Here is a 22882-nt window from a genome sequence, read left to right as displayed (position 1 = left end):
CAAACTAACGTTCGTTATGTAAGTGAAAGGTGGGGTTACATGTCACTTCGATTTGTGATTGGTAGAGCGGGAAGTGGAAAAAGTACACTTTGTTTACGCGAAGTGCAAGAAGAGTTAAAACAACGCCCGAGAGGGAAAACAATATTATATCTTGTGCCAGAACAGATGACATTCCAGACGCAGCAGGCGTTAATTGGAAGTGAGGATGTAAGAGGTTCTATTCGGGCACAAGTTTTTAGTTTTTCACGATTAGCGTGGAAGGTACTACAAGAAGTTGGCGGAGCGAGTCGTCTTCATATTGATGAAGCGGGTGTACATATGTTACTCCGTAAAATTGTAGAGTCTCGTAAAGATGGATTATCGGTGTTCCAAAAAGCAGCGGAGCAAAACGGTTTCTTTGAACATCTTGGCAGTATGATTGCAGAGTTTAAACGTTACAATGTAACGCCATCTAACGTATATGAAATGTGGCAACAATTAGATGCGCATAGTAGCAGTGCCGAACAAAAGTTACTAGCGAATAAAGTGTATGATTTACAGCTATTATACGATGATTTTGAACGTGCTTTAATCGGAAAATATTTAGATTCAGAAGACTACCTACAATTGCTAGTGGAAAAGCTTCCGCAGTCTGAATATGTAAATGGTGCGGAAATTTATATAGATGGATTTCATTCATTCTCCCCGCAAGAGTTAGAGATTGTAAGACAGCTTATGATTTGCGGAGCGAGAGTTACGATCACGTTAACGATAGATGAAAAAACGTTAGCGCAGCCAGTAAATGAACTTGATTTATTTTATGAAACGACGTTAACGTATGAAAAAATCAAACAAGTAGCGCGTGAAGAGAAAATAGAAATTGAAAAAACAATTCCACTTATGGAACAGCCGCGTTTTCATTCTCCGGCATTAGCACATTTAGAAGCTCATTATGAAGCGCGTCCGAATGAAAAATTTAACGGTGAAGCGAGTGTAACGATTAGTACAGCTGCGAATTTACGAGCAGAGGTAGAAGGTGTTGCGCGTGAAATTCGTAAACTTGTGGCGGAGGAAAACTATCGTTACCGAGATATTGCGGTTCTTCTTCGTAATGGGGAAAGTTATTACGATGTGATGCGAACGTTATTTACAGATTACAATATCCCGCACTTCATCGATGAAAAGCGTCCGATGTCACACCACCCATTAGTAGAATGTATTCGTTCTGCACTCGAGATTATTAGTGGGAATTGGCGTTATGATGCGGTGTTCCGCTGCGTGAAAACAGAGCTTTTATATCCATTAGACGTAAGAAAAGAAACGATGCGTGAAGAAATGGATGAATTTGAAAATTACTGTTTAGCGTACGGTGTACAAGGAAAGAGGTGGACTTCAGAGGATCCATGGATGTATCGCCGTTATCGTTCTCTTGATGATACGAACGGGATGATCACAGATAGTGAACGTGAAATGGAAGAGAAAATAAATAGGTTACGTGACGTTGTAAGAACACCTGTTATTCGCATGCAAAAAAGGTTAAAGCGTGCAGGAACAGTTATGCAAATGTGTGAAGCAGTCTACTTATTTCTAGAAGAGCTGGATGTTCCGAAAAAACTAGAAGAATTACGTATACGTGCAGAAGAAAGTGGAGATTTCTTATTTGCGACAGATCATGAACAAGTATGGGAAGAAGTAATGAGCCTTCTTGATACGTTTGTAGAGATGCTTGGTGAAGAGAAAATGTCTCTTTCTATGTTTACGGACGTTATGTCGACAGGTCTTGAGGCACTTCAATTTGCTAACATTCCGCCGTCATTAGACCAAGTGTTAATTGCTAATATTGATCACTCCAGGTTATCTGACGTGAAAGCAACGTTTATTATAGGTGTAAATGAGGGTGTTATTCCAGCAGCACCTATGGACGAAGGTATGCTTTCTGATGAAGAAAGAGAAGTTCTTGGTGCAGCAGGGATTGAATTAGCGCCAACGACGAGACAAACTTTGTTAGAAGAACAGTTCGTTATGTATCAAATGGTAACGAGAGCATCTGAGAAGTTATATATTTCATGCCCGCTTGCAGATGAAGAAGGAAAGACGTTACTTGCGTCTAGCTTTATTAAGAAAATAAAAAGAATGTTCCCTAATGTGAAAGATTCATTTATTACGAATGACGTAAACGATTTATCACGTTCAGAACAAATTTCATACGTAGCAACGCCAGAAGTAACGTTATCTTACGTTATGCAGCAACTACAAACGTGGAAGCGATACGGATTTGAAGGGAATTTAGACTTTTGGTGGGACGTATATAATTTCTACGTAACTTCAGATGAATGGAAACAAAAAAGTAGCCGCGTCTTATCAAGTTTATTCTATCGAAATCGTGCGAAGAAACTAAATACAGCAGTAAGTAGAGATTTATACGGAGATATAATTAAAGGAAGCGTCTCTCGTATGGAACTATTTAACCGTTGTGCATACGCTCATTTTGCGCAGCACGGTTTATCGCTTAGAGAGCGTGATATTTTCAAGCTTGATGCGCCGGACATCGGCGAATTATTCCATGCGGCATTAAAGAAAATTGCGGACAAGCTATTGCGTGAAAACCGTACTTGGGCGGATTTATCCATAAAAGAGTGTGAGCATCTTTCTGTTTTAGTAATAGAAGAAATCGCACCGTTATTACAACGACAAATTTTATTAAGTTCAAACCGTCATTTCTATTTAAAACAAAAACTACAACAAATCATTTTCCGTACGTCAATCATTCTTCGTGAACATGCGAAGTCAAGCGGATTCGTACCAGTTGATTTAGAAGTGCCGTTCGGTATGGGTGGTACAGGCTCACTTCCGCCGATGGAATTCTCATTACCAAATGGTGTGAAGATGGAAGTTGTCGGCCGTATTGACCGTGTTGATAAGGCAGAAGATGAAAACGGGACGTTCTTACGTATTATTGATTATAAATCAAGTTCAAAAGCGTTAGATTTAACGGAAGTGTATTACGGATTAGCACTTCAAATGTTAACGTATTTAGATGTTGTTACTTCGAATGCGCAGACGTGGATGAAAAAAGGTCACGCAGCATCACCAGCTGGTGTATTGTATTTCCATATTCATAACCCAATCGTTGAGATGAAAGGTGACGCATCTGAAGCTGAAATTGAAAAAGAAATTTTAAAGAAATTTAAAATGAAAGGACTCGTATTAGGAGATGCTGACGTTGTTCGTTTAATGGATAACAAACTTTCAACAGGAAGTTCAGATATTATTTCTGCTGGCCTGAAAAAAGACGGTAGCTTTAGTGCGCGTTCAAGTATTGCAAGTGAGCAAGAGTTTAATGTACTGCAAAAATATGTACACCATACGTTTGAAAATATCGGAAAAGATATTACAGAAGGTGTTATCGATATTGCTCCTTATAAAATGGGAAATAAAGCAGCATGTACGTTCTGTAACTTCAAATCTGTTTGTCAATTTGATGAGTCACTTGAAGATAATCAGTTCCGATCGTTAAAAGATATGAAAGATAGCGAAGCGATGGAGAAAATAAGAGAGGAGGTTGGCGGAGAATGATAGAAAATTGGCCTAAAAAACCAGAAGATAGTCAATGGACAGATGACCAGTGGAAAGCTGTTGTAGCGAACGGGCGTGATATTTTAGTTGCGGCTGCAGCTGGATCAGGTAAAACAGCAGTATTAGTTGAACGTATTATTAAAAAGATTATTAATGAAGAGAATCCAGTCGATGTCGACCGCCTGCTCGTTGTAACATTTACGAATGCAGCGGCGCAAGAGATGAAAAACCGAATCGGGGAAGCGTTAGAAAAGGTATTAATTGATGAACCAGGCTCTCAACACGTAAGAAAGCAGCTGAGCCTATTAAATAAAGCTTCCATTTCAACAATTCACTCATTCTGTTTACAAGTAATTAGAGGATATTACTACATGCTTGATGTTGATCCTCGTTTCCGTATTGCTAATCAAACAGAAAATGAATTGTTAAAAGAAGAAGTGCTAGATGACATATTAGAAGAAGAGTACGGAATCGAAGATAATACAATCTTCTTTGAACTTGTTGATCGTTATACGAGTGACCGTAGTGATGATGACTTACAACGTATGATTTTAGCGCTTCATACAGAGTCAAGAGCGCATCCAAATCCGGAAAAATGGCTTGATAAATTAGTAGAAGCATATGACGTAGAAGGAAAGACAATTGAAGATTTAGTATATGCTTCTTATTTATTAGAAGATGTGAAATTCCAGCTTGAAACAGCGGAACAGCATATTCGTAAGGCAACTGAACTCGCAATGCTTCCTGACGGTCCAGCGCCTCGCATTGAAACCCTGCAAGCAGATCTAGCTTTACTTGGAACGCTATCATCAGCTGCTCATGAGTCGTGGGCAAGTTTGTATGAAGCGATGCAAAACGTATCGTGGCAAACGTTAAAGCGTATTAAGAAAAGTGATTACAATGAAGATGTTGTAAAACAAGTAGACTCTCTTCGTAATAAAGCGAAAGATGAAGTGAAGAAATTACAAGAAGAGTTATTTAGCCGAAAACCTGAAAGTTTCTTACGAGATTTTCAAGATATGCACCCAGTATTAGAAAAGCTTGTTCAACTTGTAAAAGTATTTACAGAGCGTTTCCAAGCGATGAAGCGAGATAAAGGAATGGTCGATTTCACAGATTTAGAGCATTTTTGTTTACAAATTTTAAGTGAACAAAGTGAAAATGGTGAAATGAATCCGTCAGCAGTTGCGCTCCAATATCGTAATAAATTTGCTGAAGTATTAGTCGATGAATATCAAGATACGAACTTTGTACAGGAATCTATTATTAAATTCGTAACGAAAGATTCTGAGAGTGAAGGAAACTTGTTTATGGTTGGTGACGTAAAACAGTCGATTTATCGTTTCCGACTAGCCGAACCAGGACTATTCCTAGGAAAATATAAACGCTTCACACAAGAAGGATTGGGCGGTGGAATGAAGATCGACTTAGCGAAAAACTTCCGTAGTCGTCATGAAGTACTAGCAGGTACGAACTTTATCTTCAAACAAATTATGGGTGAAGAAGTCGGAGAAATCGACTACGATGCAGACGCTGAATTAAAGTTAGGTGCTACCTATCCAGAAGGTGAAGATGTAGCGGCAGAACTACTGTGCATTCAGCAAACGGAAGAAGAAGTAATAGACGGTGAAGAAGGTGCAGAAGTCGAAAAAGCACAGCTTGAAGCTCGTCTTATGGCGCAGCGCATTAAAGCGATGGTTGATTCAGGTTATGAAGTGTATGACCGTAAAAATGATAGTATGCGCCCAGTACAATACCGCGACTTCGTTATTTTACTTCGCTCCATGCCGTGGGCCCCGCAAATTATGGAAGAGTTAAAATTACAAGGAATTCCAGTGTACGCTGACCTTGCGACTGGTTACTTTGAAGCGACGGAAGTAACTATTATGATGAACGTATTCCGCGTTATTGATAATCCGATGCAAGATATTCCGCTTGCAGCTGTACTTCGTTCTCCAATCGTTGGATTGAGCGATGAAGAACTTGCAACGCTTCGTGCTCATGGAAAGAAAGGCTCGTTTTATGAAGTAATGAGCTCATTCTTAAAAGGGGCACCACTTGAAGAGGAGCAAGAACTTCATGATAAATTAGAGTGGTTTTATAACTTACTGCAAGGATGGCGTGAATTTGCACGTCAACAATCACTTTCTGATTTAATTTGGAAAGTGTACGGTGAGACAGGTTATTACGACTTCGTTGGCGGTTTACCAGCTGGAAAGCAAAGGCAGGCAAACTTACGCGTACTATATGACCGCGCAAGACAATACGAAGCAACATCATTTAGAGGATTATTCCGCTTCTTACGTTTTATTGAACGTATTTTAGAACGCGGTGATGACATGGGTACGGCGAGGGCCCTCGGTGAACAAGAAGACGTTGTTCGCATTATGACGATTCATAAAAGTAAAGGGTTAGAGTTCCCGGTTGTATTTGTAGCTGGGCTCGGTCGTCGTTTTAATACACAAGACTTAATGAAACGTTTCTTATTGCATAAAGATTTCGGTTTCGGTTCGCAATTTATTGATCCGCGTAAACGAATTAAATATACGACATTATCACAGCTTGCGATTAAGCGTAAAATGAAAATGGAATTAATTGCGGAAGAAATGCGCGTATTATACGTAGCTTTAACGCGTGCAAAAGAGAAGTTAATTTTAATCGGAACAGTTAAGGATGCAAATAAGGAAATGGAAAAATGGCTCGATGCGAGGGAACATAGTGAATGGTTATTACCAGATCATATACGTGCCGGGGCGTCTTGTTATTTAGACTGGATTGCACCTTCATTATATAGACACCGTGATAGTGAAATGCTTCTTGAATTAGGACAAGGAAGTATTCCAGATGAAATTTACGGGTATGACACTAGCTGGAAAGTAGAAGTTGTGGATGGTAACACGCTACTTGCACCAGAGCCAGTTCAAGAAGAGAAACAAGAATTGTTAGAAGCGCTTCGTGAGAAAAAGGCTGTGCCGTTAGAAAGTGAACGAAAAGATGAAGTGTACGATAGATTAATGTGGAAGTACGGATATGAGGAAGCAACATCTCACCGTGCGAAGCAATCTGTTACAGAAATAAAGAGAAATTATCAATCAGAAGATGGTAGTGATAACGCCTTTATTAAAAAACTACGTGCACCAATTAAAACACGTCCGCGCTTTATGGAGAAAAAAGGGTTAACGTACGCAGAGCGCGGAACAGCAGTCCATGCCGTTATGCAGCATGTTGATTTGAAGAAGCCGATTACGGTTGAAGTTCTTCAAGAGCAAATTGCTGGAATGGTAAATAAGGAATTATTAACATTCGAGCAGGCGGAAGAAATAGCGATTGAAAAAGTAATTTCATTCTTTGACAGTGACTTAGGTAAAAGGGTATTAGCGGCGAAAAGTGTTGAGCGTGAAGTTCCATTTACGATGATGCTTGCAGCAGAAGAAGCATATCAAGATTGGCAAGGGAATAGCGGGGAATCGATTCTTGTCCAAGGGGTTATCGACTGCATGATTGAAGAGGAAGATGGCATTACGTTAATCGACTTCAAAACAGATACGATTGAAGGGAAATTTCCAGGCGGATTCGAACAAGCGAAACCAATTTTAGAAGATCGATATAAAGTGCAGCTTTCGTTATATGCAAAAGCACTGGAGAAAAGCTTACAACATCCTGTAAAAGAGAAATGTTTATACTTCTTTGATGGGAATCACGTTGTAAATATTGAAGAATAGAGGGGCTTGAAAATGGTAACGGAAAAAACGTTAAGAACTTGTGAACAGGGACACGAGTACTATAAAAGTAGCGATTGTCCAACTTGCCCAGTCTGTGAGAAAGAGAGAAAACCAAAAGAAGGTTTTCTCTCTCTTCTTTCAGCGCCAGCAAGAAGGGCATTAGAACACCATGGAATTCAAACTGTAGAAGAACTCTCAAAATATAGTGAAAAAGAAATATTAAAACTGCATGGTATGGGACCTGCGTCTTTGCCGAAGCTTAGGAGGGCTTTGGAGGAGAGCGGGTTATCATTTAAATAAAATGAAATAGTGCCTCTTCACTACTTACTTGTTTATACCACTATTTGTGGACAGTAAAGCTCTTGCTTATTAAAATTTTATTTTAATAATTTTGAATTAGATAAAAGAAAAAAGTAGGAGAATATCTCCTACTTTTTTTACGCTGTTCCAATCTGATCTTGATCTGCCACATCAGAATCAAATGTATTCGTTGCACTAACACCGTTAAACGTATTCACGACAAACCCAACATTGGAAGCTCCAGATCCGTTATAGGCTTTCGTGTTTTCTTTCGGAGATACGTTATAAAAATCTCCTAAGTTGAAAGAGCCGTTACTGTTTTGCACGACGAGATTTCCTACAACCGAAGGCATACCATCCACCTACTTTACTAAGCTTTTTAATTACTATATGAATTATTGTGCGGAAGGTTCATCCGTAATATATTGGCGGATTTGTATAATACGAGAGTTATTAAAACCATAATCAACATTTCCAATTTGAAAGCAACCAGAATTTAAAAGTGTGCGTAATTCAACGTTATTAACTTCAATAAAAGGGCATTCATTTACAATGTTTAATTTTACATCTGTCGTTCGTTTTGGAATTGTAATGTGTTCATCTGTAAAGATTTCAAAAGCATCAAAGCGACCTTCTCCCCGTATATAAAAAGGAATTTCACGGTGGACGGCAATAGCTCTACTTTTTAATTCCATTTGGTTTGCATCTCCAACTTGAAATACAGCAGCAATCCCTAAAGAAATAATAGAAACATTTTGGACAATAGACACATGATGCAACATAATTTCTCAGTCTCCTTAACCTGGAGTAGGAGGGACATCTGTTACTAATGGTACAAATGGACCCTCTGTAACTGTTTCAAATGGTGTATCGAGAATAGAAGATAGAATGAGGAGATTTGCATCTCCAATTAAAAAGAGTGCGGACGACGATACACCGTTCATTTTAATCTGTCCGACTTTTAACTCACGGTTTACAACGTTAAGGTTCATACATACTTACTCCTTTCGGAAATTTCCCGGTATGTGCTGAATAAAGGAGAGAAAGGCTTTGTCAATATCTTGTTTCATTGCCTGAATAATGATATCTCGTAAATAATCTGGATCTGTTGAAATACCTTCATATGATTGCGCTTGTGATAAATAATAAGGGAGTCGATGCTCCATCTGTTTTTTTATGTCATCCACCATCATTTGTCGATACATTTCATCAAGCGGTGTTCGCTCTTCTTGTTCAAAATGGAGAATACGATTATATGCTTCTTCATCTAAGTATCGATGCATTTCTTGGAGGATACCTTGATAAAAGTCTGGGTTTGTTTCAGTTTCAGGGTTTACCTTCAATGTTTCTGTATCCACTTGAAAATCTTCAATTTGTTGTCCTTTTGCTGAAAATGGGTTTAAACCAATATTTAAAGTACCATTTAAATTTTCGACTTTTAATTGATCGAATTTGTATTCCACTTTTCCTACAGAAGAGGAGGGGCGATTTTTTAATTCGTTAAGCTCTTCTTGGAGTTGGCGCACTTGATCTTCTAAATTCAGGATGGCTGCTTGTTGTGTTTGAAGAGCTTGTTGAAGTTGGTGTAAGTAAGTATATATATCTTGATTCATTTGTGAAACCTCCTTTTCAATAGGGAGGGTAAAAATATTCCTGCTATATATTTATGACAAGGATGTCTTAAGAAGAACTAGTTGATGGTTTGATAGAAATAATTTGTCCTTTCGCCTGTAATGGGCGAAGCGGCTCCGTAAATCCGCCTGTATTTGAAAATTTAGATAGGGCTTTAATACTTCCGGCAGTACCAATTTGGAACACAGAAGAGGTTGTAATGCTATCAATTTTAATACTGTTGATGATGATACTTTGGTTTACATAAAAATTCAATGCAATTGCCTCCTTTAAGTTGAGCCAATTATCGCTTGATCGATTACATCTGAATCGTTGACAGTCGTTGCACTTTGATAATTGTAGACAGAAACATTGTCTCCAACGTTGAAAGAGCCGGCCCCGGCGAAAGCACGTGAGTAACTAATAGGCCTAATCGCAAATACATCTCCAATATGAAAAATACCACTTGATCCAATATTGACGATACGAATATGTCCGACCATAGCTGGCATATAAAACACCCTTCGTTTTTAAAATTTTCTTTTCTACTATTGTATGGGCGTTTTCAATAAAATGTGTGTTTTTTTGAAATAAAAGACACACACACGCTATTGCGTGTGTGTGTCGAGTGTTTGATTTGGGTGAAAATCCGTATGTACATGCCAAATTACATTTAAGAGCCTGTCCAGTTCTTGGCTACAATCCACTGTTTTTTGAGAAGTCATTCCATAGCGTTCAGCAAAATAAATCATTTTTTCACGTTTTTTTTCAATCGCTTGCTCAAACATTGAAATCGGCTCCATCTCTAAATGAAATTTTTAGTATATATGTAGTACATATTATACAAAAACTCCATAAAAAAGAAATACCTTCGCTAAAAAAAGTAAAATTTCTACATTTTATGCCAAATATAAAGGCGTAACGAATAGGGTATGAGAAGAATATTGTAAAAATTAGCGTGTATGAGAAGGTTTTTTTCTTACGGATGCGAATACAATTAAAGGGCATGAGTTTTAGGATGGAGAGTGGAAATATTGCGTTTTGTAACGGCGAAGAAAGAAGAAAAGGTATTTGTAGGTATTGTGGATGAAGAAGAAAAAAAGGTATTACACTTAAGAGAAGCGCAAAGACAAAAAGGGGAAAAGGTTACAATCCCTATTACAATGTTAGAGTGTATTGAAAGAGGAACTGAATGCTTTGAGAAAGTATGTGAAATTGTAAATTGGGCAAAAGAGAACGGGGAAGCGGCGTATTATCCGTTAACAGAGGTGAAAATATTAGCACCGATTCCAAGGCCAAGAAAGAATATTTTGTGCGTTGGAAAAAACTATCGTGAGCATGCCATAGAAATGGGCGGAATAGAGTCTATTCCAGAAAATATAATGATTTTTACGAAAGCACCAACAACAGTTATTGGCATAAATGAGCAAATTAATGGTCACCCTCATGCAACGGACGAACTAGATTACGAAGGAGAATTAGCTATCATTATTGGTAAGCGAGGGAAGCAAATAAAAAAAGAAAAAGCGCTTGAGCATGTTTTTGGTTATACGATTATAAATGATGTAACAGCTCGAGACATTCAAAGAAAACATAAACAGTTTTTCCTTGGGAAAAGCTTCGATACATTTTGTCCGATGGGACCGTATTTAATTCATAAATCGGTGGTTAATGCGCCGAATGCATTACACATTGAAACGGTAGTAAATGGAGAAGTAAGGCAAACTTCCAACACAAATAAAATGATTTTTTCAATAGAAGAAATTATTTCAACGATAAGTAAAGGAATGACTTTAGAACCAGGCGATATTATCGCAACAGGAACCCCGGCTGGTGTCGGAAAAGCTTTCACACCACCGAAGTTTTTACATGCTGGTGATGAAGTGGTTATTACAGTAGAAGGAATTGGTACTTTGCGAAATGTAGTGAAGTGAAGAAAAGAGCTATCTTGTTAAAAGATAGCTCTTTTTTATGGCCTTGGGTTATAGAGGTAATCAATAACGGAAAAAGTGTAAAGACCAATGAATGCAAGTGTACAAATGCCAAATAGTATAACCGTAAGTGCGCTTTTTTCTCGTCCAAAACCAATGATAGTAAGAATAACAGCAGTCCAAAATGATGCTTTCAGTAGTGTGAATGTAGTAGGAGTTGAGTAGTGAGTAAGCCATGTTGTGGAAAGTAGGAAGCCAAAGAATGTAACTAAAATAAAAGATGTAGCTAAATAGTTAATATGTTTACCATATCTTAATAGCATATCGCACCTCCTTTACGATTTAAAAATACAGAAAATTACAAAATATCTTAATGTAAATGAATATAAAAAGAAAGAGGTTGTCCCAACATGTCGGACAACCTCTCTATCATTACGATAATACAGCTTTAATTTTTTGGAATGCCCACTCTAAATCTTCTTCAGAGATTACTAGAGGTGGTGCGATACGAATTACGTTTTCATGTGTTTCTTTACATAGTAGACCAGCTGCTTTTAGTTGTTCACAGTAAGGACGAGCTGGTTCGTTTAATTCGATACCGATGAATAAACCTTTACCGCGAACTTCAGTGATCATTGGGTTATCAATCTCTTTTAATTGTCCAACTAATTTTTCACCTAATTGAAGAGAACGCTCTGTTAATTTTTCTTCTTCTAACACTTCAAGAGCTGCGATAGAAACAGCACATGCAAGTGGGTTACCACCGAATGTAGAACCGTGAGAACCTGGCTCGAATACGCCTAAAATGTCGCGGTTTGCTGCTACGCAAGAGATTGGGAATACGCCGCCGCCAAGTGCTTTACCAAGTATGTACATGTCAGGAGTTACATTGTCCCAGTCACAAGCAAATACTTTACCAGTACGGCCTAAGCCAGTTTGGATTTCATCTGCTACAAATAAAACGTTTTCTTTTTTACATACTTCAAAAGCTTCTTTTAAGTAACCAGCTGGTGGGATGTTAATTCCTGCTTCACCTTGAATTGGCTCTAAAATGAATGCTGCTGTGTTTGGTGTAATTGCGGCTTTTAATGCTTCTAAATCACCGTAAGGAATTACAACGATGCCAGGAAGCATTGGACCGAATCCACGCTTGTACTCTTCGTTTGAAGACATAGAAACAGAACCCATTGTACGTCCGTGGAAGTTATCTTCACAAACGATGATTTCAGCGCGGTTTGCTTCTACTTTCTTCACATCGTAAGCCCAGCGACGAACTGTTTTAATTGCAGTTTCAACAGCTTCAGCACCTGTATTCATTGGAAGTACCATTTCTTTATTAGTTAGTTTCGCAACTTTTTCGTACCAAGGACCTAATTGATCGCTATGGAAAGCACGAGAAGTTAACGTAACACGATTAGCTTGGTCAATTAAAGCGTTAATAATTTTCGGGTGACGATGACCTTGGTTTACTGCAGAATATGCACTTAATAAGTCCATATAGCGGTTTCCTTCAGGATCTTCTACCCAAACACCTTCTGCTTTAGAAATAACGATTGGAAGTGGGTGATAGTTATTTGCTCCGTATGTGTCTGTAAGTTCGATAATATCCTTAGTTTGAATCATGATTGTTCCCCCTTTTGTTATTACAAGAAGTTTGTAAATACTCTAAATATTATAGCATTTAAATGTAAAAAAGCGAAACATTTCCTGAAAATAAATGAACATGTTATCATATAGAGTGAAAAAGTGTGAAAAGAGGAGGTAAGGGATACGATGGTACATATGCATATTACAGCATGGGCGTTAGGTTTAATTTTATTCTTCGTTGCGTATTCACTTTATTCAGCAGGAAGAAAAGGTAAGGGTGTACATATGGGGCTTCGCCTAATGTATATCATCATTATTGTGACAGGCTTCATGTTGTACATGAGTATTGTGAAGACAGCAACAGGTAGCATGCACATGTGGTACGGCCTGAAAATGTTAGCTGGTATTTTAGTTATCGGCGGAATGGAAATGGTTCTTGTGAAAATGAGCAAAAACAAACCAACAGGGGCGGTTTGGGGCTTATTTATTGTTGCGCTAGTAGCAGTATTATACTTAGGACTGAAATTGCCACTTGGCTGGTACGTATTCAAATAAAAATAAAACCACCTTATAATCTCAAAGACTTGGGAGATAAGGTGGTTTTTTATTTTATGTCGCATCGATATGCAACTCTTCTCCATTTACTTTCGTAAAACGGAACATATTTTTATTTGACGTAGTGTGACGGACGAAATGGTGCTGCAGTGTACAGATCATTTCGTCGTTATCAAACAAAAGAATATTTACTCCTTCGCGTGACTCCTCTTTCGGTAAGAAAGATAAATAATTATGACAATACATGCAATCATATAAAGAGTAGTGAAGTGATTGCAATGATTCGGTTAATAATGTGAAGACAGAGTCAGGTAATTCCTCGAGCCATTCATTATAGCTAAGAAGTAACTTTTTTCGAATACGTACCATTTCACCATTTTGCAAATGGTGTTGCTCGTTGGCGATTTGTAATACATCTTGTTCATAGAAACGGGCTGGTAACCAATTGTTATTATACAAAATTTCAAACCCATCTTCGGCAATATCTTCTAATAGAAACGCTTCATCATTTTCATCATCAAAGAATACCCATTCATTGTTTATATATTCTACATTACCGACTGTATGAGCACGGGGCTGGTTATATAAAATATGTTTACGTTGTATCATATACGATTTCTCCTTTATGAAAAGTAGTTATTCCTGTTATAGACAGTTCGTGCATTCTTTATAACTAGACACATCTAGACATAGGTGGGCATACAATAAAACACGTTTTACTGAGTGAGAATGCTATTCCATATGTGGATAGTAGGTTATCGTCAAGTTTTTCATTTTTTAATCCGCACTCTTAGGGTGGGGATTACTGCACGTTCAAGAAAAGAAATAAGATGGAAGGATGATTTATATGTGCGGGATTACAGGATGGGTGGATTATAAACGCTCATTAGAAGGAGAAAGAGATGTCGTTACGAAGATGGCTGAGACGTTAGCGAAGCGGGGGCCGGATGATAATAAAGTTTGGATTAAAGGAAATGTCGCATTTGGGCATAAACGGTTAATTGTTGTTGATCCTGAGGGGGGGAAACAACCGATGACTTGTTTAAAAGATGAAACGAATTATGCCATTTGCTATAACGGTGAACTTTATAACACAGAAGACATTCGAAAGGAATTATTAAGAAGAGGGTATACGTTCAAAGGTCATTCTGATACAGAAGTATTATTAGCTTCTTATATTGAATGGAAAGAAGAATGTGTCGATCATTTAAACGGTATATATGCGTTTGCAGTATGGGACGAACAGAAAGAACAAGTATTTATTGCGAGAGATCGATTAGGTGTAAAGCCACTTTTTTATAAATATGATAGCGGACGCTTATTATTTGGTTCGGAGTTAAAAGCGATATTGTCGCATCCAGATGTGAAGGCGGAAGTAACATTAGAAGGGTTATCAGAAATATTCGGACTCGGACCGTCAAGAACGCCTGGCCACGGTATTTATGCTGGTATAAAAGAATTACGTCCAGGTCATGCGATGACATTTTCAAAGAACGGTTTATGTATATGGAGATATTGGAATGTAGAAAGTAAAAAACATGAAGACTCTTTTGAAGAAACAGTAGAGAAAACGCGCTTTTTATTACAAGATGCTATTACAAGACAGCTTGTTTCTGATGTACCACTATGTACTTTTTTATCAGGTGGTGTAGATTCGAGCGCTATTACAGCTATTGCAGCGAAAGAATATGAGAGATCGGGAAAAGGGCAATTACACACGTATTCTATTGATTACGAAGATAATGACAAATACTTTAAAGCAAATGCATTCCAGCCAAATTCAGATGCTCCGTTTATTAATTTAATGACTGAGACATTTCAAACAACCCATCATCGCTGCGTCATTTCGAATGAAAAATTAGCAGAGTATTTAACTGAAGCAGTACTTGTTCGTGATTTGCCTGGTATGGCAGATATCGATTCGTCATTATTATGGTTTTGCCGAGAAATTAAACAAGATTTTGTCGTTGGCTTATCTGGAGAATGTGCAGATGAAATATTTGGTGGATATCCGTGGTTTTATAGAGAAGATGATTTACAATCGAGTGCATTTCCATGGATGCGTTCTACAGAGGCACGTGAACAACTTCTAAAAAAAGAATGGAGAAATAAATTAAATTTACAACAATATGTACAAAGGCGTTATGAAGAGTCGATTCAAGAAGTTCCTATTTTAGAGGGGGAAAGTCCGCTAGAAGCAAAAAGACGCCAATTATTTTATTTAAATATGGTATGGTTTATGACAACATTATTAGACAGAAAAGACCGCATGAGTATGGGGGCAAGTTTAGAAGTACGTGTTCCATTTGCAGATCATCGTCTTGTCGAATATGCGTGGAATATTCCTTGGGAAATGAAAATGTATAAAAACCGCGAAAAAGGTCTATTACGTAAAGCGTTAGAAGATGTACTTCCGCATGACATCTTATATAGAAAGAAGAGTCCGTATCCGAAAACGCACAATCCACACTATACAAACGCAGTAACAGTATGGCTTCAAAATCTATTAACGGATAAAGGTTCAATTTTACACGAACTGTTTGATAAAGAGCAGTTGAGCGGATTGATTCAGTCTGGCGGCAGTGCATTTCAAACACCATGGTTTGGTCAATTGATGACTGGGCCACAGCTTTTAGCTCATTTAGCACAAATTCATGTTTGGTTTAAAGAATATGGGGTAAATATTAAGGAATAAGGGAAAAGCGGCTTACAATTATGTAAGTCGCTTTTTATTAAAGAAATTGTCATATAAAATTCAAAATCACCTTATAAATAATACTTAATTAGAATTATTATTTTGACGTACTTATTATTACTTGTTATAATTGGAAACAAACGTTCTGAAAAAGATTCTCATTTATAAAATTGAGGTGTTAGATAGATGACAAAGAAAAGAATAGGTTTACTCGTAATGGCGTATGGAACACCAGAATCATTAGACGATGTAGAGGCATATTATACACATATCCGTCACGGGCGTACGCCATCAGAAGAAGCGCTTGAAGATTTAATTGGGCGCTATAAAGCGATTGGTGGAATTTCACCGCTTGCAAAAATTACGAAAGAACAGGCGCATAAATTAACAGATTCAATGAATAACATATTTACAGAGTATGAATTTACTTGTTACTTAGGTTTAAAACATATTGCACCATTTATAGAAGATGCTGTAGAAGAAATGAAGCGTGATGGGATCGAGCAAGCGATTAGTATCGTATTAGCGCCGCATTACTCTACATTTAGCATTAAAGCGTATAATGACCGTGCTATTCGTCTTTCAAAAGAAATCGGTGGTCCTGTTATTGAACCAATTGAACAATGGTATGATGAACCGAAATTTATTTCGTATTGGGCAGACCAAATAAAAGAGATGTTTACAGAAATTGATAATAAAGAGAAAGCAGTCGTAATTTTTTCAGCGCATAGTTTGCCAGAAAAAATTATTGCAGCAGGAGACCCATATGTAGAACAACTAAAGCATACGGCAGATTTAATTGCAGAAGCTGCAAATATTCAAAACTATACAATCGGTTGGCAAAGTGCTGGGAATACTCCAGATCCGTGGATTGGTCCAGATGTGCAAGATTTAACGAAAGATTTATATGAAGAGCATGGGTACGAATCTTTCGTATATTGCCCAGTTGGTTTTGTAGCGGAGCATTTAGAAGTTTTATATGACAACGATTATGAATGTAAAGTTGTAACGGATGAATTAAATGCCAAATATTTCAGACCAAATATGCCGAATGCACAATCTGCATTTATCGACTGTTTGGCTGAAATTGTTTCCAAAAAAGTGAAGGAAATAGTTGACAAAGATTTAGTTTTGAATAATAATTAATTTATAATAATTTTAAATAAATAATTATTACTATGAAAGAAAGAGGAGGATCCCCCTAGATGAATCCAAATAATCGCTTAACAACAAACCAAGGTGCTCCAGTTGGAGACAACCAAAATTCTCGTACAGCTGGTCGTCGTGGACCAGTATTATTAGAAGACTATCATTTAGTAGAAAAACTTGCGCACTTTGATCGTGAACGTATTCCGGAGCGTGTTGTGCATGCACGTGGTGCAGGTGCTCACGGTGTATTCGTAACGAAAAATAGTATGAAGCAATATACGAAAGCAGCATTTTTACAAAATGAAGGAACTGAAACGCCTGTATTTGTTCGTTTTTCAACGGTTATTCATGGTCAAGGTTCTCCTGAAACAGCACGTGACCCACGTGGGTTTGCTGTTAAATTTTATACAGAAGAAGGAAACTACGATATCGTAGGTAATCATTTACCAGTTTTCTTCATTCGTGATGCAATTAAATTCCCTGATATGGTACATTCCTTAAAACCAGCACCTGATACGAATATTCAAACGCCAGATCGTTATTGGGATTTCATGACGTTAAGTCCAGAATCTACACATATGATGACATGGGTATTTTCTGATTACGGTACACCAGCAAGCTATCGTGAAATGGAAGGTTTCGGCGTCCATTCATTTAAATGGATTAATGAAGAAGGTAAAATTGTTTATATTAAATACCACTGGAAACCACAGCAAGGTGTACGTAACTTAAATGCGAAAGAAGTGCAAGAAGTACAAGGGAAAGACTTCAATCATGCAACTCGTGACTTGTTCGATGCAATCGAAAAAGGAAATTACCCAAAATGGGATTTACACGTACAAGTTATGCAATTAGATGAAATGGACTCTTTAGACTTTGATCCACTAGATCCAACGAAAGTATGGCCAGAAGAACGCTTCCCATTAATGGAAGTAGGGACAATGACGTTAAATCGTAATCCGAAAAACTTCTTTGCAGAAGTAGAGCAAGTAGCGTTCTCTCCAAGTGCAACTGTAAATGGTATTGAGCCATCGGAAGATAAATTATTACAAGGTCGTTTATTCTCTTACCCAGATACACAGCGTTATCGTCTTGGTGCAAATTACTTACAAATTCCTGTAAACTGCCCATACGCAGCTGTTCATAATCAACAACGTGATGGTGCGATGCAAGTGAATCAAAACCCATCTACAATCAACTACGAACCGAGTCGTCATGCAGAGAATCCAGTTGAAGACAAAGCTTACCGCGATTCAACTATGAAAGTAGAAGGCTATGTATCTCGTGAAAAAATTGAGAAACCAAATGACTTCAAACAAGCAGGTGAGCGTTACCGTTCATTCTCTAAAGAAGAGCAAGATAACTTAATTGCAAACTTAACAAATGATCTAAAAGACGTAAATGAACGCACAAAATTATTAGCTGTTTGTAACTTCTTCCGTGCAGATCAAGAATACGGTATGCGTTTAGCGCAGGCATTAAATGTTGATATTACGCAATATGTAGGAAATGCTCCGAAATAAATAGGAAAAGACGACCGGGCTTCGGTCGTCTTTTTTGTGTGTAAATTTATGCCGGGGTATTTTTCATCTTCTTCATTTTGGAATTTATTGGTAAATATATATCCTGTGTCGGAGCGTCGATATATTCCTGACAGTATATTAAAAAGAGATGCAATCTACTATCGATAGATTGCATCTCTTTTTTAGTTTGCTCGCTCTGCATGTTCATAAGCTTTCTCACCATGCATCGAAATATCAAGTCCCATATGTTCCTCGTGCTCATCTACCCGGACAGGGAGGAAGAAGTTGATTGCTTTAATAATGGCATACGTCATTATAATTGTGAACGCATATGTTGCGCCGATCGCTACAAGTTGTTTCAACAGCAGCGAGGCGTTTCCGTAAAATAATCCGTTAGCGCCATCGCCGTTTACGGCAGTAGTTGCAAATAGTCCTGTTGCAATACCGCCCCAAGTTCCTCCGATGCCGTGGCATCCAAAGGCATCAAGTGTATCGTCATAACCGAATTTTGTTTTTAAGAAGAAAACGGCGCCAAAGCATAATATACCACCAATTGCTCCGATAAGAAGAGCTGAGAAAGGTGTAACGAACCCGCAAGCTGGTGTAATAGCGACTAGACCGGAAACGGCGCCACAAGCAGCTCCCATCGCAGTCGGTTTTGATTGGAAGAACCACTCTGAAAGCATCCAAGTTAATGCTGAGGCAGCAGCAGCTATATTTGTATTAATAAATGCAGTTAAAGCTACATCATTTAAAGATAATGCGCTTCCGACGTTAAAACCGAACCAGCCAAACCATAATAAGCCTGCGCCTAACATTGTAAATGGCAAATGATGAGGAGAAGAACCATTTATGTTTTTTCGTTTTCCAAGGAAAATAGCTAATACAAGACCAGCAACTCCGGAAGTGATGTGAACGACGTTTCCGCCAGCGAAGTCTAGTGCACCAAGTTCCCTTAGCCAACCGCCGACGCCCCATACCCAATGAGCGACAGGATTGTAAACGATCGTTGTCCATAGAAGGATAAAAATAAGAAAGGCAGAAAATCGCATTCTTTCAGCAAATGCACCTGAAATTAAAGCTGGAGTTAAAATGGCGAACATGAGTTGAAACATCATGAATAAATTGTGAGGAATAGTAGATGAGTAGTCTGGATTTGGTGCGTAGGTAACTCCGTTTAGACCGAACCAATCAAGTGTACCGATAAGCCCGTGCCAATCTGGTCCGAATGATAAAGAATAGCCGATAACAATCCATTGAATCGAAACGATAGCCATTGCACTATAACTATGCATCGTTGTACTGAGTACATTTTTGCTGCGAACCATACCTCCATAAAAAAGTGCCAATCCTGGTGTCATCAACATGACCATTACTGTCGTCACAAACATAAAAACTGTATCTCCCATATTCATGAGCTCTCCTCCTATGATGTTAGAAAAAACAACATCGTTTTGTTATGTTTCATATCATATTCGAAATTAAACTAAAAATCAACTAAAAATTCAGAAAATTATATACTTGATGTCAGGAAATCTAACATAAATTATTTTGTGAGGATTAAAATCGACATATGCGTTTCGTTCGGATAATTGGTATAATATTCTTACAATTAAAAAACTTGGGGGATGCGTGTGGGAAAAATACGGACTAGGAAACTATTCATTTGTTTTTGCTTAGCTTTTGTTTTGTTTGTACCAATACATACTTTTGCAGACGAAAAAAGAGAGTGGAAAGATGAAGTTATATACTCCATTATGATTGATCGCTTCAATAATGGAGAACCGAAAAATGACAAACAATTAGAAGTTGGTAATTTAGAAGGGTATCAAGGCGGGGATATAAGAGGAATTATAAAAAGGTTGGATTACATAAAAGAAATGGGTTTTACTACCGTTATGCTTTCGCCACTTTTTGAAAGTGGAAAGTACGATGGATTAGACGTGCGAAATTTTAAAAAGGTAAATGAACATTTCGGGACAGACAATGATGTGAAAGAACTTGTAAAAGAAGTTCATGCAAAAGGAATGAAAGTTGTATTTCAATTTCCACTTGGAGAAAACGAACGACAGGTAATTGATGCAATGAAATGGTGGATAAAAGAAGTTGATTTAGACGGAAGCTATGTTATACATAGTGAAAAAAAGCCGCGTTCCTTTTGGGATAACGTGCAAAAAGATATGCAAGTGATAAAGAAAGATTTTCGTATTATGACAAAGGAGGATAGCGAATACAACGAAAAAATAGTAGAATCGTTTTCCAAAGCAGATGTATCGGTGAAATCGTTATACGATGTGAGTAAAAAAGAAGGAGAATTTGTTACGTTCTTAGATAATCAAGAAACAAAAAGATATGCGCGTATTGCAAAAGAAAATATGTATTATCCGCCATCACGTTTAAAACTGGCGCTTACTTATTTGTTAACATCACCTGGAATTCCGAATTTTTATTACGGAACTGAAATTGCATTAGATGGAGGAAGTGTACCCGATAATAGACGATTAATGGATTTTAAGTCAGACGAAAAGTTTATGCAACACATAGCAAAACTAGGTGAACTTAGGCAAGCGAGACCGTCTTTACGACGCGGTACGTTTGAGCTTCTGTATGATAAGAGCGGAATGAGCATACTAAAACGAAAATATAAAGATGAAGTAACTTTAGTAGCAATTAATAATACGAAAGAAACACAAAAAGTCTCCTTACCTGCAAGTGTAATTGGTGAAAAACAAGAGTTAAGAGGATTGTTGCAGGATGAAATTATAAGAGAGGAAAACGGAAAATTTTATCTCGTTTTAAAGCGTGAAGAATCAAACGTGTATAAAGTTAACGGAGAAACAGGTGTGAATTGGTTATTTATCTCCTTAATCGTTGGGGTGAATGTATTATTTATTGCGTTTTTAATTGCAGTTAAAAGGAAGCGTAGATGAGAAGTTGCTGGCTCTATGTTCATGTCTTCTTATTGTATATGTAAGTTTGTTCGGTGGCGCGATAGTATTTATTCTGTTGATATGAAATTTCTTAAGAGAAACGATGTGAGAATGAAAACGTCCCTAGTGAGAGGAGGGCCAGGTTAGGAAGGGGATGTTCTTCCTAACCTGTTTTTTGTGTTAGCACCGATAGGGAAGAATCTTTGAAACAATCAATAATTGTAACTATATTAATTTTACATTACATTAAAAGTTAGAGAATACTCTTATACTAATACAGTGCTAAATAGTAGGTGGAAAATGGAATTTTACGATTTGGGTATTACCATTAAAGAGCTTAGAATTAAAAAAAATATATCACAATCCGAATTATGTCATGGAATATGTTCACAAAGTCAAATTAGCTATTAATCTAAATACTTTATACTTATTAGGTGAACTTTACTATTTAAAGGGATGGAATTTATTAAGATTTAAACAACAGAATGAAGAAGATATTGCAAATAACATGAAAAAAGCATTATTTATATTTGAACTAACAGAAAAAGAAAATCTGATAAAAATGGTTAAAGAAAAATATTTTGAAAACCAAAATGAAAAAAGCCACTCATAATTCATTTGGGGATTACTTGAAATATAATAGAACCTACAGGGAAAATCCCTGTAGGTTCTAAACTTATAAACTTTCTTTTAAAATATTAGTGTTTAATATAAATTTTTGAATAAGAGTTTACTTAGTTTACTTTTTATTTTGAAGTCTGCATCTTTATTAACCATTTATGCTTCTTTTTAACTCCATCCAAATATAATTAAAATTAAGATGGTTCAAGTCGGAGGAAGGCACTTTGAGGTGTCTTTTTTTATGACTTTTATCATTAACTATTTAATGTTTTTTTAAATGATTACATGACATAGTTTTTTTGTACCAAGCTTTGTTGATACAGTTAGACTTATCCGTTAGTGAATTCGCATTATTAGAACATCCTACAGTATTTAGGGAGAATGTGGCCAATAAAAACCATAGTATTAATTTCTTCATATAACCACTTCTAACTCTTTTTTAATTAACATTTTTTAAGTTCCTTATTAATTTTACAATACATTAAAGGTTGGGAAATATTCTTATACTCATAAATTGTTACGTTTTGGCGGGGGGAGGAATTATGAGTTACAGCGATTTTTAAGATGACTTTGGTCTAGGGTGTAGTTACTAAGAAAAGTAATTCAAATCGAAGGGGGAAACGTCTTGAGGTGTCTTTTTCTTATTTTCAATAAGGTCTGCTAAATACATGTATAAAACAAATTCTACAATAAGGCCTAGTTT

At 37.2% G+C, this 22882-nt stretch carries 20 protein-coding genes and 1 pseudogene; 10 read left to right on the top strand and 11 right to left on the bottom strand.

Features of this window, described 5'->3' with window-relative positions; translation table 11 throughout:
- Positions 1-39 precede the first annotated feature (39 nt).
- Genes addB through ACK1U5_RS12820 form a run of 3 tightly spaced genes read left to right on the top strand, consistent with a single transcriptional unit; the run spans position 40 to position 7577 of the window.
- Positions 40-3555, top strand: coding sequence for a helicase-exonuclease AddAB subunit AddB (gene addB, locus ACK1U5_RS12830; protein ID WP_113710743.1), 3516 nt, complete (start codon positions 40-42; stop codon positions 3553-3555).
- Positions 3552-7277, top strand: coding sequence for a helicase-exonuclease AddAB subunit AddA (gene addA, locus ACK1U5_RS12825; RefSeq protein ID WP_113710742.1), 3726 nt, complete (start codon positions 3552-3554; stop codon positions 7275-7277). The genes addB and addA overlap by 4 nt, the downstream gene beginning before the upstream one ends.
- Positions 7278-7289: 12 nt before the next feature.
- Positions 7290-7577, top strand: a complete 288-nt coding sequence (locus ACK1U5_RS12820; protein WP_000255727.1) for an RNA polymerase alpha subunit C-terminal domain-containing protein — start codon at positions 7290-7292, stop codon at positions 7575-7577.
- Positions 7578-7714: 137 nt separating this feature from the next.
- Here the strand turns inward: ACK1U5_RS12820 and gerPF are convergent, their stop codons facing one another.
- The 7 genes from gerPF to ACK1U5_RS12785 form a co-directional block, all read right to left on the bottom strand.
- Complete coding sequence (gene gerPF, locus ACK1U5_RS12815) at positions 7715-7930, bottom strand: spore germination protein GerPF (RefSeq protein ID WP_001141566.1); 216 nt, start codon at positions 7928-7930, stop codon at positions 7715-7717.
- 42 nt (positions 7931-7972) lie between these two features.
- Entirely contained in the window at positions 7973-8359 is a 387-nt protein-coding gene (locus ACK1U5_RS12810) for a spore germination protein GerPE (RefSeq protein ID WP_000902319.1), read from the bottom strand.
- 15 nt (positions 8360-8374) lie between these two features.
- Positions 8375-8569 carry a spore germination protein GerPD gene (gene gerPD / locus ACK1U5_RS12805; RefSeq protein WP_001052807.1) on the bottom strand — a complete coding sequence of 65 codons (195 nt, stop codon included), beginning with the start codon at positions 8567-8569 and terminating at the stop codon, positions 8375-8377.
- Between the two features lie 6 nt (positions 8570-8575).
- The gene (gerPC, locus tag ACK1U5_RS12800) at positions 8576-9190 is read right to left on the bottom strand and encodes a spore germination protein GerPC (RefSeq protein WP_001070760.1); all 615 of its coding nucleotides are present in this window, start codon (positions 9188-9190) and stop codon (positions 8576-8578) included.
- A 67-nt stretch (positions 9191-9257) separates the two neighbouring features.
- Positions 9258-9464 (bottom strand): spore germination protein GerPB, encoded by a 207-nt coding sequence (gene gerPB / locus ACK1U5_RS12795; RefSeq protein WP_001012508.1) that lies wholly within the window; start codon positions 9462-9464, stop codon positions 9258-9260.
- A 14-nt stretch (positions 9465-9478) separates the two neighbouring features.
- Positions 9479-9700 carry a spore germination protein GerPA gene (gene gerPA, locus ACK1U5_RS12790; protein ID WP_001111187.1) on the bottom strand — a complete coding sequence of 74 codons (222 nt, stop codon included), beginning with the start codon at positions 9698-9700 and terminating at the stop codon, positions 9479-9481.
- Between the two features lie 96 nt (positions 9701-9796).
- Positions 9797-9976, bottom strand: coding sequence for an aspartyl-phosphate phosphatase Spo0E family protein (locus ACK1U5_RS12785; protein ID WP_000462845.1), 180 nt, complete (start codon positions 9974-9976; stop codon positions 9797-9799).
- 246 nt (positions 9977-10222) lie between these two features.
- On the opposite strand from ACK1U5_RS12785, the gene ACK1U5_RS12780 reads away from it, so the two are divergent.
- On the top strand, positions 10223-11122 hold the full coding sequence (locus tag ACK1U5_RS12780) for a fumarylacetoacetate hydrolase family protein (protein ID WP_175423934.1): 900 nt from the start codon (positions 10223-10225) through the stop codon (positions 11120-11122).
- A gap of 35 nt (positions 11123-11157) precedes the next feature.
- Here the strand turns inward: ACK1U5_RS12780 and ACK1U5_RS12775 are convergent, their stop codons facing one another.
- Both ACK1U5_RS12775 and rocD read right to left on the bottom strand, forming a co-directional pair.
- On the bottom strand, positions 11158-11442 hold the full coding sequence (locus tag ACK1U5_RS12775) for a hypothetical protein (protein WP_000926864.1): 285 nt from the start codon (positions 11440-11442) through the stop codon (positions 11158-11160).
- 109 nt (positions 11443-11551) lie between these two features.
- Positions 11552-12742, bottom strand: a complete 1191-nt coding sequence (gene rocD, locus ACK1U5_RS12770; protein ID WP_000616658.1) for an ornithine aminotransferase — start codon at positions 12740-12742, stop codon at positions 11552-11554.
- 150 nt (positions 12743-12892) lie between these two features.
- Between rocD and ACK1U5_RS12765 the strand changes: the two genes are divergently transcribed.
- Positions 12893-13261, top strand: coding sequence for a YisL family protein (locus tag ACK1U5_RS12765; protein ID WP_000233495.1), 369 nt, complete (start codon positions 12893-12895; stop codon positions 13259-13261).
- Between the two features lie 54 nt (positions 13262-13315).
- On the opposite strand, the gene ACK1U5_RS12760 is transcribed toward ACK1U5_RS12765, so the two are convergent.
- Entirely contained in the window at positions 13316-13870 is a 555-nt protein-coding gene (locus ACK1U5_RS12760) for a DUF2777 domain-containing protein (RefSeq protein WP_000616049.1), read from the bottom strand.
- 238 nt (positions 13871-14108) lie between these two features.
- On the opposite strand from ACK1U5_RS12760, the gene asnB reads away from it, so the two are divergent.
- The 3 genes from asnB to katB all read left to right on the top strand — a co-directional run bounded on the left by asnB (position 14109) and on the right by katB (position 18628).
- Positions 14109-15956: an asparagine synthase (glutamine-hydrolyzing) gene (gene asnB, locus ACK1U5_RS12755; RefSeq protein ID WP_000334004.1), complete on the top strand. Its 1848-nt coding sequence runs from the start codon at positions 14109-14111 to the stop codon at positions 15954-15956.
- Positions 15957-16142: 186 nt separating this feature from the next.
- Complete coding sequence (hemH, locus tag ACK1U5_RS12750; RefSeq protein ID WP_000163131.1) at positions 16143-17102, top strand: ferrochelatase; 960 nt, start codon at positions 16143-16145, stop codon at positions 17100-17102.
- Between the two features lie 59 nt (positions 17103-17161).
- Positions 17162-18628, top strand: coding sequence for a catalase KatB (gene katB / locus ACK1U5_RS12745; RefSeq protein ID WP_048568225.1), 1467 nt, complete (start codon positions 17162-17164; stop codon positions 18626-18628).
- Positions 18629-18810: 182 nt separating this feature from the next.
- Here the strand turns inward: katB and ACK1U5_RS12740 are convergent, their stop codons facing one another.
- Positions 18811-20043: an ammonium transporter gene (locus ACK1U5_RS12740; RefSeq protein ID WP_050964580.1), complete on the bottom strand. Its 1233-nt coding sequence runs from the start codon at positions 20041-20043 to the stop codon at positions 18811-18813.
- Between the two features lie 213 nt (positions 20044-20256).
- Here ACK1U5_RS12740 and ACK1U5_RS12735 point away from each other — a divergent pair, with 213 nt between their 5' ends.
- Together ACK1U5_RS12735 and ACK1U5_RS12730 are read left to right on the top strand one after the other, a co-directional pair.
- Positions 20257-21558: an alpha-amylase family glycosyl hydrolase gene (locus ACK1U5_RS12735; RefSeq protein ID WP_069605199.1), complete on the top strand. Its 1302-nt coding sequence runs from the start codon at positions 20257-20259 to the stop codon at positions 21556-21558.
- Between the two features lie 394 nt (positions 21559-21952).
- Positions 21953-22171 (top strand): annotated as a pseudogene (locus ACK1U5_RS12730) (hypothetical protein); the annotation flags it as partial.
- Positions 22172-22882: the final 711 nt, after the last annotated feature.

The organism is Bacillus sp. XB1 (assembly GCF_053557995.1).
This window is presented reverse-complemented; position numbering and strand designations above follow the sequence as displayed.

Excerpts from the sequence above, each read along its gene's own strand:
- asnB (WP_000334004.1), top strand. The coding sequence starts at position 14,109 with ATGTGCGGGATTACAGGATGGGTGGATTATAAACGCTCATTAGAAGGA.
- ACK1U5_RS12765 (WP_000233495.1), top strand. The coding sequence starts at position 12,893 with ATGGTACATATGCATATTACAGCATGGGCGTTAGGTTTAATTTTATTC.
- ACK1U5_RS12785 (WP_000462845.1), bottom strand. The coding sequence starts at position 9,976 with ATGTTTGAGCAAGCGATTGAAAAAAAACGTGAAAAAATGATTTATTTT.
- gerPC (WP_001070760.1), bottom strand. The coding sequence starts at position 9,190 with ATGAATCAAGATATATATACTTACTTACACCAACTTCAACAAGCTCTT.
- ACK1U5_RS12760 (WP_000616049.1), bottom strand. The coding sequence starts at position 13,870 with ATGATACAACGTAAACATATTTTATATAACCAGCCCCGTGCTCATACA.
- gerPA (WP_001111187.1), bottom strand. The coding sequence starts at position 9,700 with ATGCCAGCTATGGTCGGACATATTCGTATCGTCAATATTGGATCAAGT.
- gerPF (WP_001141566.1), bottom strand. The coding sequence starts at position 7,930 with ATGCCTTCGGTTGTAGGAAATCTCGTCGTGCAAAACAGTAACGGCTCT.
- gerPD (WP_001052807.1), bottom strand. The coding sequence starts at position 8,569 with ATGAACCTTAACGTTGTAAACCGTGAGTTAAAAGTCGGACAGATTAAA.
- addA (WP_113710742.1), top strand. The coding sequence starts at position 3,552 with ATGATAGAAAATTGGCCTAAAAAACCAGAAGATAGTCAATGGACAGAT.
- ACK1U5_RS12740 (WP_050964580.1), bottom strand. The coding sequence starts at position 20,043 with ATGAATATGGGAGATACAGTTTTTATGTTTGTGACGACAGTAATGGTC.
- ACK1U5_RS12820 (WP_000255727.1), top strand. The coding sequence starts at position 7,290 with ATGGTAACGGAAAAAACGTTAAGAACTTGTGAACAGGGACACGAGTAC.
- katB (WP_048568225.1), top strand. The coding sequence starts at position 17,162 with ATGAATCCAAATAATCGCTTAACAACAAACCAAGGTGCTCCAGTTGGA.
- ACK1U5_RS12775 (WP_000926864.1), bottom strand. The coding sequence starts at position 11,442 with ATGCTATTAAGATATGGTAAACATATTAACTATTTAGCTACATCTTTT.
- ACK1U5_RS12735 (WP_069605199.1), top strand. The coding sequence starts at position 20,257 with ATGCGTGTGGGAAAAATACGGACTAGGAAACTATTCATTTGTTTTTGC.
- ACK1U5_RS12810 (WP_000902319.1), bottom strand. The coding sequence starts at position 8,359 with ATGTTGCATCATGTGTCTATTGTCCAAAATGTTTCTATTATTTCTTTA.
- rocD (WP_000616658.1), bottom strand. The coding sequence starts at position 12,742 with ATGATTCAAACTAAGGATATTATCGAACTTACAGACACATACGGAGCA.
- hemH (WP_000163131.1), top strand. The coding sequence starts at position 16,143 with ATGACAAAGAAAAGAATAGGTTTACTCGTAATGGCGTATGGAACACCA.
- addB (WP_113710743.1), top strand. The coding sequence starts at position 40 with ATGTCACTTCGATTTGTGATTGGTAGAGCGGGAAGTGGAAAAAGTACA.